Consider the following 13153-nt stretch of genomic DNA (forward strand, 5'->3'; position numbering starts at 1 on the left):
CTGTATCTGTCCCGGTGCGCTATTTCCGCATATCTACAATGACGGCGGTTACAACGCCCCATACCTGGAAGTCGGCGTCTTCTGTGATAACAATAGGTTTATAAAAAGGATTTTCGGGATGTAGTACCCAACTGCGACCCGCTTTTACGAGCCGTTTTACGGTATATTCCCCATTGAGTGCCGCCACTACAATATCTCCCGTGGAGGGGCGGATAGAGCGGTCTACAACCGCCATGCAACCATCGGGAATGCTGGCATCAGTCATGCTATCGCCCTTTACCCTGATAATGAAGGAGGTAGAGGGATTTGGCTGCAGGATACGGGAGAGATCAATCTGCTCTTCTTCATAATCCAGGGCAGGAGTAGGAAACCCTGCAGGGACACTGGTATTAAAGAATGGCAGGGTAATGTGCGGGTCACTCAGTTTCAACACTTGCATATAACTATCGTTTTTGTAAATACTAATATTATTAGCAAAATAAAGCTAAAATTATTAGTTTATGAAATCCATTAACACATCGTTTGCAAAAGATGGAAATCCGCTGCAGGAGAGGGGAGAAGTAAGTGCCGGGAGATCAGTGAGCTATGAATTCTGGTTGCTAAAACAGGCGCAGTAAGATTTTTTTTGACAGAAGAGAAGATAATGTATCCAGTTCAATATTTATCATTTATTGGCCGTTTATGTTAATGTTAATCACTTGTTATTCAGTACATCCGGATTTTTTTTCTACACTCCCTGTATGTCCCACACATAATTTTATGCGCCGTTAAATTTTGCGCGGTGAAAATATTGTAAACCTCAGATAATCCTTATTTCTTATGGGCATTCAAATGAAAGCACTCCTTTTCTGCTGCCTGGCAGCCTTCACCTTCTTTGCACCCAACGATGCAGCTGCAAAAGTTAAATCCAAAAAGATCGTTATTAATACGGAGAACGACGCACGGATTTATGTAGATGGAAAACTGGTCAATAACACTTCTACAGAAATCAAGGTAGCAGCATACGCGCAGGTAAACATCCGTGTGGAAAAGGTAGGTTTTATTACACAGGAGCGGAACTACATCAATGATGGAAAGCATACATTGCCTTCTACAGATTATATTAAGCTGGAGAAAGATGATGCGTACGAAAATTCAATGGTAACGAATCTTGCTAACCAGGATATCGATGTACGGACCAGTCATGATGAAGAAAATTCCTGGAAGCTGATCAACCGCATCATTACCGGTTATTTTGATGTGATTGCGGTTACCGATAAAGCGACGGGATACATGTGCACTGCCTGGGTAGTAAAATCTTTTAAAGCAGCTACTGTCCGTACCCGTCTTATCATTAAAACAGGGAACACAGACCCGCTTACCTACAAGGCAAAGCTGGTAAGTGAAATAGCTCCTCCTGGTGTATCTGCAAGCTCTGATGAATCATTCCGTAACTGGGACCGGCTGCTGCGTACGTTTGAAAATGTAGTGCCTGAACTGCAAAGCAGGCTGGCGAAATAAGCAGGCTGGAATGCTGAAAAGAGATATTGGCAAAGGTTTATTATACCAGTGATTATATATAAGCGCTTATATTTAAATTTCCCGTTAATTCCAAAAAAAACCTTTGTTATTTCATTTTACTTCCTATTTTTGCACCTGAAATTATGATTACAAACAAACATACACATCACCACCATCATATCTTACCACAAGGGTAGGCAGGGGGATGATTTGTGTATATCACCATATTACATCATCAACAGGGGCTTACCGCAGAGGTAAGCCCCTTTTTTTATTTTATCAGGGATGAAACTGAAAATTGCAATCCAGAAATCCGGCCGCCTGCACGACGATTCCATCAAACTTTTGAAGGAGTGCGGCATCGACATCAACAACGGTGTTAATAAACTGAAAACAGAGGCCACCAACTTCCCGCTGGAAGTGTTTTTCCTGCGTGATGATGATATTCCGCAATACATTGAAGATGGTGTGGCAGACATAGGAATTGTAGGAGAAAATGTAGTGCTGGAAAAACAAAAGCAGGTAAACATTGTTCAGAAACTGGGCTTTGGAAAATGCCGTTTGTCTATGGCGGTGGAAAAATCGGTGGATTATACTTCCGTGAAAGACCTGCAAAATAAACGTATTGCTACCAGCTATCCTGTAATAGTGGAAGATTTCCTGCAACAAAACGGTATTACCGCAGAAATCCATGAAATCAGCGGCTCCGTGGAAATAGCGCCAGGTATTGGTTTGGCAGATGCTATCTGCGACCTGGTGAGCAGCGGATCTACCCTGTTCATGAATGGTCTGAAAGAAGTGGAAACGGTGCTGAAGTCGGAAGCAGTGCTGGCAGCCTGCCACAACCTGAAGCCGGAACAACAGTTGTTGCTGGACAAACTTTTATTCCGTATCCAGGCAGTAAGGAAAGCAAAAAATAACAAGTACATCCTGCTCAATGCACCCAATGATAAACTGAATGAAATTATTGGTTTGCTGCCGGGCATGAAAAGCCCTACAGTACTGCCTTTGGCTGAAGCCGGCTGGAGCTCCGTTCATTCGGTACTGAATGAAAATGATTTCTGGGATATTATCGAAAGTTTGAAAGAAGCGGGTGCACAAGGCATCCTGGTAGTACCCATCGAAAAAATGGTGATCTGATAAACTGAGTAAACGATGCAAACAACCAGATTTCCCGATAAAAGTTCCTGGAATACGCTGCTGCAAAGACCTGTAATGGATACCTCCACGCTCGAAAAGAAAGTGAATGATATCCTGCAGGAAGTACGCACCGGCGGCGATGCCGCCATCAGAAAATTTGCAGCTGAATTTGATAAAGTAACGCTGGATAATTTACAGGTGCCATCTGCGGCTTTCGCAGCTGCAGAAGCTACGCTGGAACCAGCACTGAAAGCGGCTATCCAGCAGGCGGCAAAAAACATTACTACCTTTCACCGCGCACAGCAGGAAAAGGTACAGGTGATAGCCACCATGCCCGGCGTACAATGCTGGCGCAAATCAGTCGCCATACAAAAGGTAGGCTTATATATTCCCGGTGGTTCCGCGCCACTGTTTTCCACGATCCTGATGCTCGGCATACCAGCCATGATAGCAGGTTGTAAGGAGATAGTGCTCTGCACGCCCTCCCTGCATCCGGCGATCCTGTATACTGCCCAACTGATAGGCATTGAAAAAGTATTTACCATCGGCGGCGTACAGGCCATTGGCGCAATGGCGTATGGTACGGAAAGCGTGCCGCAGGTATATAAGATCTTCGGTCCGGGTAACCAGTATGTTACCTGTGCAAAACAGCTGGTGAATAAAAGCGGCGTGGCCATAGATATGCCGGCTGGTCCTTCTGAAGTGGCCGTGCTGGCGGATGATAGCTGTGTGCCGGCTTTTGTGGCGGCCGACTTACTATCGCAGGCGGAACACGGCCCCGATAGCCAGGTGGTATTGGTTACCACAAGTGAGCAGGTACTCACCAATGTAACCAATGCGTTGAATGCCCAGCTGGACGAACTGCCCCGCAAAGGCATTGCCACAGCGGCATTGGAAAACAGCAAGATGATCCTGGTGAAAGATATGGATACTGCCATTGACATGCTGAATGCCTATGCGCCGGAACACCTCATCCTGGCCTGTGAAGGCGCAGAAAACCTGGCAGATAAAGTAACAGATGCAGGTTCTGTTTTCATGGGAAATTATACCCCGGAAAGCGCAGGTGATTACGCCTCCGGCACCAATCACACCCTGCCTACAAACGGCTATGCCAGGGCTTACAGCGGCGTGTCGCTGGACAGCTTCGTAAAAAAGATTACTTTTCAGCAGATATCTCCCGATGGGCTGCGGAATATTGGAAGTACCATAGAAGCCATGGCAGCAGCAGAGGGACTTGATGCGCATAAAAACGCCGTTACCGTAAGATTAAAACAGCTGGAATACACCGGCTCACTTATAACAGATTAATTAATGCAATATGTTTAATCTCGATACCCTGGTAAGGGAAAACATAAAAAAACTGGTGCCTTATTCTACTGCCAGAGATGAATTCAAAGGAGAAGCATCCATCTTCCTGGATGCGAATGAAAATAATTTCGGATCCCCGTTGCCGGTGAATTACAACCGCTATCCCGATCCGATGCAATGGCAGCTCAAGTACAAAATTGCTGATATCAAAGGTGTGCCGCCGCAAAATATTTTTATTGGTCACGGCAGCGACGAAGCCATAGACGTGCTTTACCGCTCTTTTGTGAATCCGGGTGTGGATAACGTGATCCTTTGTCCGCCTACCTATGGCATGTACGAAGTAAGCGCGCACATCAACGATGCTATTATCCGCAAGGTAACGCTGACAGAGGATTTTCAGCTGGACATCCCGGCGTTGCAACAGGCCATAGATGTCAACACAAAGCTCATCTTCATCTGTTCTCCCAATAACCCTACCGGCAATTCTATCAACCGCTCGGACATAGAACTGTTGTTGAATAATTTTGATGGTATTGTGGTGATAGATGAAGCATATATCAATTTCTCCCGTCAGAAAACTTTTATACAGGAACTTACCGAATACCCTAACCTCGTGGTGATGCAAACACTGTCGAAGGCATGGGGATTGGCCGGACTCCGCATCGGGATGGCTTTTGCCAGTGAAGATATTGTGAACACCTTCAACAAGGTGAAGCCACCCTATAATATCAGCCAGGCCACCAATGAGCTGGCGCTCCAGGCATTGGAAAATGTAAGCCAGGTAAATGAATGGATCCGTGAAATAGTGATAGAACGCGACCTGCTTTCCGGGGCGCTGATCCAGTTGCCGGAAGTACTGCACATTTATCCCAGTGATGCGAGCTTTATCCTGGTGAAAACCACCGATGCAAAAGGCATCTACAATTATCTCATTGAACAGGGAATTGTAGTACGCGACCGTTCCAAAGTGGAACTGTGCATGGGCTGCCTGCGTATCACCATTGGCACGCCGGCCGAAAACCTGCGACTGCTGGAAGTATTGAAATCTTTTAACCTGAAAACAGCCACAACTGCATCTGCATGAAACGAGTGCTCTTTATAGACCGTGATGGTACCCTGATCAGGGAAGTGCCGCCAACTTACCAGATCGATAGCCTGGACAAAGTAGAGTTTTATCCCAAAGTATTTGTGAATATGGCGCGGATCGCCGCTGAGCTGGACTATGAGCTGGCAATGGTTACCAACCAGGACGGACTAGGTACTGCTTCCTTCCCGGAAGATACCTTCTGGCCTGCGCAGAACATGATCATGAAAGCGTTTGAAAACGAAGGGATTAAATTTGATGAGGTGTTTATTGACCGCTCTTTTCCCGCCGATAATGCGCCTACCCGCAAACCCCGCACGGGCATGCTCTCCAAATATCTCGATGGCAGCTACGACCTGGCCAATTCTTTTGTGATCGGCGATCGTATCACCGATGTGGAGCTGGCAAAAAACCTGGGCGCAAAAGCTATCTGGATCAATGAAGGCGTTGGTTTGGGAAGTGCCGAAATCAGCGATAACGCAGCTGCGCTGCAATCCGTGATTGCCCTCGAAACCACCGACTGGAACCGGATCTATGAGTTCCTGAAACTGGGATTAAGAACGGTAACGCATGTACGGAAAACCAATGAAACAGATATCAATATTGAACTGAACCCTGGATGGAACCGGTAAAGCGGATATTCATACAGGGCTGGGTTTCTTTGATCATATGCTCGACCAGATTGCCCGCCATGGCGCTATAGACCTGAAGATCACTGCCAAAGGCGACCTGCATATTGATGAGCACCACACCATAGAAGATACGGGCATTGCCTTGGGAGAAGCCATTGCCAAAGGCTTAGGCGATAAACGCGGTATCGAAAGATACGGTTTCTGCCTGCCGATGGATGATTGCCTGGCCCAGGTGGGTATTGACTTTGGCGGCCGTAACTGGCTGGTATGGGACGCGGAGTTTAAGAGGGAAAAAATAGGGGAGATGCCTACCGAGATGTTCTATCATTTCTTCAAATCCTTCTCAGATGGCGCCAAAGCGAACCTGAACATTAAGGCAGAAGGCGAAAATGAACATCACAAGATAGAAGCCATCTTTAAAACCTTTGCCAAGTCTATTAAAATGGCGGTGAAACGGAATCCGGCTAATATGCAGCTGCCTTCAACGAAGGGGGTACTGTAGCGGACGGGCGGCGCCTTCGGCGCCTTTTGTCTTTCTGCAGGATTACTGGATTAATCGTGATTGCACTGATTTTCCCGCCTTTTGTTTTAATATATTTGGGGGAGATAGGAGCGGATAAGATTAATTGATTGCAGAAGATATAAGCGTATTTCGCTTTTATCTCCATACAATAAATCCAACAAACTGTGGGAAAATCAGTGCAATCACGATTAATCCAGTAATCCTGCAGAAAGACAAAAGGTGCCGAAGGCACCGCCCCCCACAAAAAAAATTTGCATTTTCTAAAAAAATGTTTCATTTTTGTTCTCGCTATGCAAAATATCATTACAAACAAACATTGGTGGTGGCACGGAATCAATTCCTGATCTGTGTTACAGTGCCATGTTTCGTTTAGAAATATATTTGGAAGGCCCGCTGTTACACAGCGGGCCTTCCGCTTTTTCAGCCCTTCCCATTTTAAAAAAAACAAATACTTCACCCAATACATCATGCGTACCATCCAAGTAAAAACGAGATCCAAACAGATGCTGGCAGACATTTTCACGCCAGTGGGAATATATCTGCGGCTGCGCGATAAATTCCCGGGTTCTATCCTCCTCGAAAGCACTGACTACAGGGCCAGTGACAACAGTTATTCCTTTATTTGTGTGAAGCCCATTGCAGGTATCGAAGTTACTTCCACGTCGCACTTCGAATTTAAGTATCCCAACCTGCCCGTAGAAAAGAAAGAGCTGAAAAATAAGCAACAGGTGCTGGATGAAATGGAGCAGTTTCTCGGCAACTATTCTTTCTCCGGCAAACACCCGGTACCAATGGCGCAGAGCCTCTTCGGGTATACCACTTTTGATGCCGTACAGTTCTTTGAAACCATTGAATTCAATAAAAAGAAACAAGAGGCCGGTAATACCATCCCGTTGATGCGTTACCGCTACTATCAATATGTAATAGCGATCAATCACTTTAAAGATGAACTTTATCTTTGTGAAAACCAGATAGACGGCATCGATAGTGAGTTTGAGCTACTGGAGTCGCTTATCCGGCACAAAGATTCCCCCGGGTATCCGTTTGCCACTACCGGGGAAGAGAAAAGCAATATGACGGACGCGGAATATATGCAGATGGTAGAACAGGGCAAACAACACTGCTTCCGCGGAGACGTTTTCCAGGTAGTACTTTCCCGAGCTTTCCAACAATCCTTCAAAGGCGATGAATTCAATGTTTACCGCGCGCTCCGCTCCATCAACCCCTCTCCTTATCTTTTCTTCTTCGATTACGGCGATTATAAATTAATGGGTTCCTCACCGGAAGCACAGATCGTGATTACAGATGGCAAAGCCACTATTCACCCCATTGCAGGTACTTTCCGCCGCACCGGGGATGATGAACAGGATAAACTGCTGGCCAATAAACTGCTGGAAGATCCGAAGGAAAACGCAGAACACGTGATGCTGGTAGACCTGGCCAGGAATGATCTCAGCAGAAACGCCACAGAAGTGGAAGTAGCTTCTTACAGACAGGTGCATTTCTATTCACATGTAATTCACCTGGTAAGCGAAGTAACCGGAAAGGTAGATCCGAAGCTGAATCCGTTCACGCTGCTGGCTTCTTCTTTCCCGGCAGGCACACTGTCCGGCGCACCAAAATACCGTGCCATGGAAATTATTGATCAGTATGAACCCACTGCACGTGGCTTCTACGGCGGTTGTATCGGCGCTGTTGGTTTCAACGGCAACTTCAACCATGCCATCATGATCCGCTCCATACTCAGTAAAATGAATACCCTGTACTACCAGGCCGGCGCCGGTGTGGTAGCAAAATCAGTAGCTTCTTCAGAACTGGAGGAAGTGAACAACAAACTCAATGCGTTAAAACAAGCCATTCTGCTGGCACAAAAAATTTAGTATGAACATCCTCGTTTTCGATAACTACGACTCCTTCACATACAACCTCGTTCATCTCGTGGAAAAAATCATCAACGGTAAAGTAACCGTAGTACGCAATGATGAAATTCCATTGGAGAAAGTAAATAACTACGATAAAATTATTTTATCGCCCGGCCCCGGTATTCCGGAAGAAGCTGGATTACTGCTGCCCCTGATTAAAGAATATGCGCCCACCAAATCCATCTTTGGCGTGTGTTTGGGGCAGCAAGCCATCGGACAGGCGTTTGGTGCTTCTCTCACCAACCTGAAGGAAGTATACCATGGCGTTGCTACCAACGTAAATATTATTAAGGAAGATGGACGGCTGTTTAACGGCTTACCACGACAAATACTGGCCGGCCGTTATCACTCCTGGGTAATTGATGAGTCTACCCTGCCTGCGGAACTGGTGATCACCGCCAAAGACGAAGATGGTTTTATTATGGCTGTACAGCATAACAAATACGATGTAAGTGGTGTGCAGTTCCACCCGGAAAGTGTGCTTACCCCGCAGGGAGAAAAGATTGTAAGAAACTGGTTAAGCCTGTAATAACAGCACGACACCCGTTTTAAAATTATCGAACACTCAATCAGCAAAATTCTTCCAAAAATGAAAAAGATTCTTAATTACCTTTTTGAACATAAAACTTTCAGCCGCGAAGCTGCCAAAGATATCCTGATCAGTATTTCCAAAGGCATGTTCAACGAAAGCGAACTGGCGGCTTTCATGACGGTATACCTGATGCGCAGCATCACCATCGATGAGTTGCTGGGCTTCCGCGACGCGCTGCTGGAACTCTGTGTACCGGTTAATCTCAACGGTTACGATGTACTGGACATTGTTGGTACCGGCGGGGATGCAAAAAATACTTTTAATATTTCTACCTTGTCGTGCTTTGTGGTAGCCGGCGCAGGGGCAAAAGTAGCCAAGCATGGCAACTATGGCGTGTCTTCTGTCAGTGGTGCTTCCAATGTAATGGAGCTGGTAGGGTATAAATTCAAGAATGACGATGCCAAACTGAGAACAGAGCTGGAGGATTCAGGGATCTGTTTTCTGCACGCACCACTGTTCCACCCGGCATTGAAACATGTAGCAGGCATCCGTCGCCAGCTGGGTATCCGTACGTTCTTTAACATGCTTGGTCCTCTTGTGAACCCGGCGCTGGCCAAACATCAGCTGATCGGTGTTTACAGCCTGGAAATGGCGAGGGTATACAACTACCTGTTCCAGCAAACGGACAAGCAGTTTGTGATTGTTCACAGCCTCGATGGATATGATGAAATATCCCTCACGGCAGATACCAAAGTGATTACCAATAAAGGTGAACAGGACTGGACCCCGGAGCAGCTGGGCAAACGTAAAGTTCACCAGGAAGATATTTACGGCGGTAACTCTACTGAAGAAGCCGCAAAGATCTTTATGAAGATCCTGAAAGGAGAAGGTACCTGGGCACAGAATTCCGTTGTTTTTGCCAACGCAGCAATGGGTTTGTACAGCCTCGGAACATATAATTCGTATGAAGATTGCTTCGCCGCCGCGGTAGAATCCCTGGAGTCGGGCAATGCACATAATGCGTTCAAAAAACTGATTGCTTTGCAGTCGTAGTACAGATAGTTTATCATGAAGAATATTTTAGCAGAAATTGTTGCTCATAAACACATCGAAGTAGCTGCCCGCAAATTGCAGCGCAGCGCGCAGGACCTGGAGCAGTCGCCGGCCTTCCCGAGGGAAACATTATCGCTCCGCCATTTCCTGCAGCAGCCGGAAAAAACGGGCATTATTGCGGAATTCAAACGGCGCTCTCCTTCGAAAGGAGTGATCAATGGCGATGTAACTGTTCAACAGGTAACTACCGCATACACCCGTTACGGCGCTTCCGGGCTGTCGGTGCTCACCGATGAAAAATATTTCGGTGGTTCTTCCGACGATCTGCAACAGGCGCGTAGCTTCAACCAGATCCCGATTCTGCGGAAAGATTTTGTGATAGATGAATACCAGATACTGGAGGCAAAGGCTATCGGGGCAGATGTAATACTCCTCATTGCAGAATGCCTGGATGCCGCACAGGTAGCACACCTGGCTGCTTTTGCACATAACCTCGGACTGGAAGTGTTACTGGAAGTACACAGTGAAGCGCAACTGGAAAAAGTAACGGCACATACCCACCTGGTGGGCGTGAATAACCGCGACCTGATCACGTTCCAGGTAGACTTTAACCGTTCCTGTGAACTGGCGCCGAAGATTCCAGCGGATAAAGTGAAAGTGGCGGAAAGTGGTATCAATGACCCCGCTGCTATTGTAACACTGAAAGCCGCCGGATTCCAGGGATTCCTGATAGGCGAGCATTTCATGAAGCAGGAAGATCCCGCACGTGCCTTTGAAAATTTTGTACAAACACTCAGCGATCTGCAGCATAAATCATAACACGATGCGTATTAAAGTTTGCGGTATTACCAGGATAAATGATCTGCAGGCGCTGGCGGATAACGGCGTTGACTATGCAGGATTTATTTTTTACGAGAAGTCACCGCGTTTTGCCGGTAATAAAATAGATGCGAGATCGGTACGGGAAACCTCCGGCATCAAAAAGGCAGGGGTTTTTGTAAACGCGCCGCTGGAACAGATCCAACGCACCGTGAGTGATTATGCACTGGACCTGGTGCAATTGCATGGTGATGAAACGCCGGAGTTTTGCGCTGCTGTCCGCACCTTCATCCCGGTGGTAAAAGCTTTTCGTATAGGTGATAACGTTAACTGGCAAACGGAAGTGGCGCCTTTTATACCGGTAACCGATTACTTTCTCTTCGATACCGCTTCCGTAAAAGGTTATGGCGGAACAGGCGAGCAATTCAACTGGGATCTGCTGAAAACGTACCCGTTTGATCATCCTTTCTTTTTGAGCGGAGGCATCAGTGCCGGCCAGGCAACAGAAATACAGGAGATGCAGTTGCCGGCGTTGTTTGCAGCAGATGTGAACAGTAAATTTGAGGACAGTCCGGGTGTGAAAAACATCGCGCTGGTAAAACAATTTGTGAAACAAATTCATTCATCAATAATAAAATAAACGGTCATGGATATTGCGATTAATACCGGCAACTCCAGGTATCAGGTGGATAAGAATGGCTATTATGGCAGATTTGGCGGGGCGTACATTCCCGAGATGCTGTATCCCAACGTAGAGGAATTACAGTCCAAATATCTCGGCATCCTCAGCGATCCCGGTTTTCAGCAGGACTTTGAAGCCCTGTTGCGGGATTATGTAGGAAGGCCTTCCCCTTTATATTTTGCCAAACGTTTGTCTGAAAAATATAAAGCGAAAATTTATCTTAAAAGAGAAGATCTGAATCATACCGGTGCACATAAAGTAAACAATACCATCGGGCAGATCCTGCTGGCGCAACGCCTGGGCAAACGCCGTATCATCGCTGAAACCGGCGCTGGTCAGCATGGCGTGGCCACGGCTACCGTATGCGCGCTCATGGGCATGGAGTGCGTGGTGTATATGGGCAGCATTGATATAGAAAGACAGGCGCCCAACGTAGCGCGGATGAAAATGCTGGGAGCCACCGTAGTGCCGGCCACCAGCGGCAGTAAAACCTTGAAAGATGCTACCAATGAAGCGATCCGCGACTGGATCAACAACCCGGTAGATACACATTATATTTTGGGCACCGCTGCAGGTCCGCATCCATATCCTGATATGGTGGCCCGCTTCCAGTCGGTGATCAGCGAAGAAATAAAAAAACAGCTGTTGGAGAAAACCGGCAGCGAGAATCCTGATTATGTACTGGCTTGTATCGGTGGTGGCAGCAATGCAGCCGGCGCTTACTTCCATTACCTCGACAGGGAAGAAGTAAAACTGGTAGCCGTGGAAGCTGGCGGAAAGGGTGTACACAGCGGGTTTTCCGCAGCTACTACGCAGCTGGGCACCATTGGTATTATCCATGCCAGCAAAACATTGCTGATGCAAACCAACGACGGACAGATCGTGGAACCACATTCCATTTCCGCAGGACTCGATTATCCCGGCATCGGACCTATGCACGCCCATTTGTATGAATCGGGCCGCGCACAGTTCCTGTCGGCTACCGATGAAGAAGCCCTGGCGGCGGCTTATGAACTGAGCCTGCTGGAAGGAATTATTCCTGCTATGGAATCGGCTCACGCCCTGGCTAAACTGAAAGACCTGCCCCTGAATACAGATGATGTAGTGGTGGTATGCCTTTCCGGCCGCGGAGATAAAGATCTGGATACTTATATCCGTCACATGAATAAATAAATGGATTATGCAAAATCGTATTGATCAACTGTTTGCTGTTAAGCGGCACAACGTTTTAAATATATATTGTACGGCTGGCTTTCCGCAGTTAAATGACACCCTGCCTGTAATGACCGCATTACAGCAATATGGAGCGGACCTTATTGAGCTGGGCATGCCATTCTCCGATCCGCTGGCCGACGGGCCTGTTATCCAGGACAGCAGCACCAAAGCGTTGCAGAACGGCATGAGCCTGCACAAACTGTTTGAACAACTTACCGGTTTCAGGGACCGTATACAGGTGCCTGTTATCCTGATGGGATATTTCAACCCGGTATTAACTTACGGTGTGGAAGCCTTTTGCGCAAAATGTGCAGAAGTAGGTGTGGATGGTATCATTGTGCCGGACCTGCCAATGGCCGAATATGAAAATGAGTACAGACCAGTGTTTGAAAAATACAACCTGCACCTGATTTTCCTGGTAACGCCGGAAACCAGTGAAGCACGGATCCGTAAAATAGACAGCCTGAGTAAAGGCTTTATTTATGCCGTATCTTCTTCTTCCACCACGGGAAAAGACAAGGATATGAAAGACCAGCAGGCTTATTTTGAGCGGCTGAAGCAGTTGCAGCTCACAAACCCTGTTTTAATTGGTTTTGGTATAAAAGATAAAGCTACTTTTGATACGGCATCTGCATATGCCAATGGCGCTATTATCGGCACTGCCTTTATCAGGGCCATTGAGCACAGTAAGAATATTGACGAAACGGTGAAAACGTTTATTTCGGGAATAATTCAGTAATAAC

At 46.9% G+C, this 13153-nt stretch carries 14 protein-coding genes; 13 read left to right on the forward strand and 1 reads right to left on the reverse strand.

From position 1 onward, the window contains the following. Nucleotides 1–19: 19 nt before the first annotated feature. The gene (locus QFZ48_RS16325; RefSeq protein ID WP_429063011.1) at nucleotides 20–439 is read right to left on the reverse strand and encodes a LexA family protein; all 420 of its coding nucleotides are present in this window, start codon (nucleotides 437–439) and stop codon (nucleotides 20–22) included. 380 nt (nucleotides 440–819) lie between these two features. Between QFZ48_RS16325 and QFZ48_RS16330 the strand changes: the two genes are divergently transcribed. The 13 genes from QFZ48_RS16330 to trpA all read left to right on the forward strand — a co-directional run bounded on the left by QFZ48_RS16330 (nucleotide 820) and on the right by trpA (nucleotide 13149). Further along, a complete protein-coding gene (locus QFZ48_RS16330; protein ID WP_429051043.1) occupies nucleotides 820–1500 on the forward strand; it encodes a hypothetical protein in 681 nt (226 codons plus the stop codon). Nucleotides 1501–1785: 285 nt separating this feature from the next. Next, entirely contained in the window at nucleotides 1786–2640 is an 855-nt protein-coding gene (gene hisG / locus QFZ48_RS16335; protein WP_370912255.1) for an ATP phosphoribosyltransferase, read from the forward strand. Nucleotides 2641–2655: 15 nt separating this feature from the next. Next, nucleotides 2656–3948 carry a histidinol dehydrogenase gene (hisD, locus tag QFZ48_RS16340; protein WP_429063012.1) on the forward strand — a complete coding sequence of 431 codons (1293 nt, stop codon included), beginning with the start codon at nucleotides 2656–2658 and terminating at the stop codon, nucleotides 3946–3948. Nucleotides 3949–3958: 10 nt separating this feature from the next. Then, entirely contained in the window at nucleotides 3959–5032 is a 1074-nt protein-coding gene (gene hisC, locus QFZ48_RS16345; RefSeq protein WP_429063013.1) for a histidinol-phosphate transaminase, read from the forward strand. Beyond that, a complete protein-coding gene (gene hisB, locus QFZ48_RS16350) occupies nucleotides 5029–5664 on the forward strand; it encodes a histidinol-phosphatase (RefSeq protein ID WP_429063014.1) in 636 nt (211 codons plus the stop codon). Before hisC ends, hisB (QFZ48_RS16350) begins: the two co-directional genes overlap by 4 nt. 37 nt (nucleotides 5665–5701) lie before the next feature. Continuing rightward, complete coding sequence (gene hisB, locus QFZ48_RS16355; protein WP_429063015.1) at nucleotides 5702–6166, forward strand: imidazoleglycerol-phosphate dehydratase HisB; 465 nt, start codon at nucleotides 5702–5704, stop codon at nucleotides 6164–6166. 488 nt (nucleotides 6167–6654) lie between these two features. Beyond that, entirely contained in the window at nucleotides 6655–8067 is a 1413-nt protein-coding gene (locus QFZ48_RS16360; protein WP_429051038.1) for an anthranilate synthase component I family protein, read from the forward strand. A 1-nt stretch (nucleotide 8068) separates the two neighbouring features. Then, nucleotides 8069–8638: an anthranilate synthase component II gene (locus QFZ48_RS16365; RefSeq protein ID WP_370912260.1), complete on the forward strand. Its 570-nt coding sequence runs from the start codon at nucleotides 8069–8071 to the stop codon at nucleotides 8636–8638. Nucleotides 8639–8698: 60 nt separating this feature from the next. Further along, the gene (trpD, locus tag QFZ48_RS16370; protein WP_370912261.1) at nucleotides 8699–9694 is read left to right on the forward strand and encodes an anthranilate phosphoribosyltransferase; all 996 of its coding nucleotides are present in this window, start codon (nucleotides 8699–8701) and stop codon (nucleotides 9692–9694) included. 15 nt (nucleotides 9695–9709) lie between these two features. Next, nucleotides 9710–10513, forward strand: coding sequence for an indole-3-glycerol phosphate synthase TrpC (gene trpC, locus QFZ48_RS16375; protein WP_429051037.1), 804 nt, complete (start codon nucleotides 9710–9712; stop codon nucleotides 10511–10513). Between the two features lie 4 nt (nucleotides 10514–10517). Beyond that, nucleotides 10518–11153: a phosphoribosylanthranilate isomerase gene (locus QFZ48_RS16380; protein ID WP_429051036.1), complete on the forward strand. Its 636-nt coding sequence runs from the start codon at nucleotides 10518–10520 to the stop codon at nucleotides 11151–11153. Nucleotides 11154–11159: 6 nt separating this feature from the next. Further along, nucleotides 11160–12368, forward strand: coding sequence for a tryptophan synthase subunit beta (gene trpB / locus QFZ48_RS16385; RefSeq protein WP_429051035.1), 1209 nt, complete (start codon nucleotides 11160–11162; stop codon nucleotides 12366–12368). 7 nt (nucleotides 12369–12375) lie between these two features. Next, entirely contained in the window at nucleotides 12376–13149 is a 774-nt protein-coding gene (gene trpA / locus QFZ48_RS16390; protein ID WP_429051034.1) for a tryptophan synthase subunit alpha, read from the forward strand. Nucleotides 13150–13153: the final 4 nt, after the last annotated feature.

Source organism: Chitinophaga sp. W2I13, assembly GCF_050434005.1.
GTDB lineage: Bacteria > Bacteroidota > Bacteroidia > Chitinophagales > Chitinophagaceae > Chitinophaga.

Excerpts from the sequence above, each read along its gene's own strand:
- QFZ48_RS16325 (WP_429063011.1), bottom strand. The coding sequence starts at position 439 with ATGCAAGTGTTGAAACTGAGTGACCCGCACATTACCCTGCCATTCTTT.
- QFZ48_RS16330 (WP_429051043.1), top strand. The coding sequence starts at position 820 with ATGGGCATTCAAATGAAAGCACTCCTTTTCTGCTGCCTGGCAGCCTTC.
- hisG (WP_370912255.1), top strand. The coding sequence starts at position 1,786 with ATGAAACTGAAAATTGCAATCCAGAAATCCGGCCGCCTGCACGACGAT.
- hisD (WP_429063012.1), top strand. The coding sequence starts at position 2,656 with ATGCAAACAACCAGATTTCCCGATAAAAGTTCCTGGAATACGCTGCTG.
- hisC (WP_429063013.1), top strand. The coding sequence starts at position 3,959 with ATGTTTAATCTCGATACCCTGGTAAGGGAAAACATAAAAAAACTGGTG.
- hisB (WP_429063014.1), top strand. The coding sequence starts at position 5,029 with ATGAAACGAGTGCTCTTTATAGACCGTGATGGTACCCTGATCAGGGAA.
- hisB (WP_429063015.1), top strand. The coding sequence starts at position 5,702 with ATGCTCGACCAGATTGCCCGCCATGGCGCTATAGACCTGAAGATCACT.
- QFZ48_RS16360 (WP_429051038.1), top strand. The coding sequence starts at position 6,655 with ATGCGTACCATCCAAGTAAAAACGAGATCCAAACAGATGCTGGCAGAC.
- QFZ48_RS16365 (WP_370912260.1), top strand. The coding sequence starts at position 8,069 with ATGAACATCCTCGTTTTCGATAACTACGACTCCTTCACATACAACCTC.
- trpD (WP_370912261.1), top strand. The coding sequence starts at position 8,699 with ATGAAAAAGATTCTTAATTACCTTTTTGAACATAAAACTTTCAGCCGC.
- trpC (WP_429051037.1), top strand. The coding sequence starts at position 9,710 with ATGAAGAATATTTTAGCAGAAATTGTTGCTCATAAACACATCGAAGTA.
- QFZ48_RS16380 (WP_429051036.1), top strand. The coding sequence starts at position 10,518 with ATGCGTATTAAAGTTTGCGGTATTACCAGGATAAATGATCTGCAGGCG.
- trpB (WP_429051035.1), top strand. The coding sequence starts at position 11,160 with ATGGATATTGCGATTAATACCGGCAACTCCAGGTATCAGGTGGATAAG.
- trpA (WP_429051034.1), top strand. The coding sequence starts at position 12,376 with ATGCAAAATCGTATTGATCAACTGTTTGCTGTTAAGCGGCACAACGTT.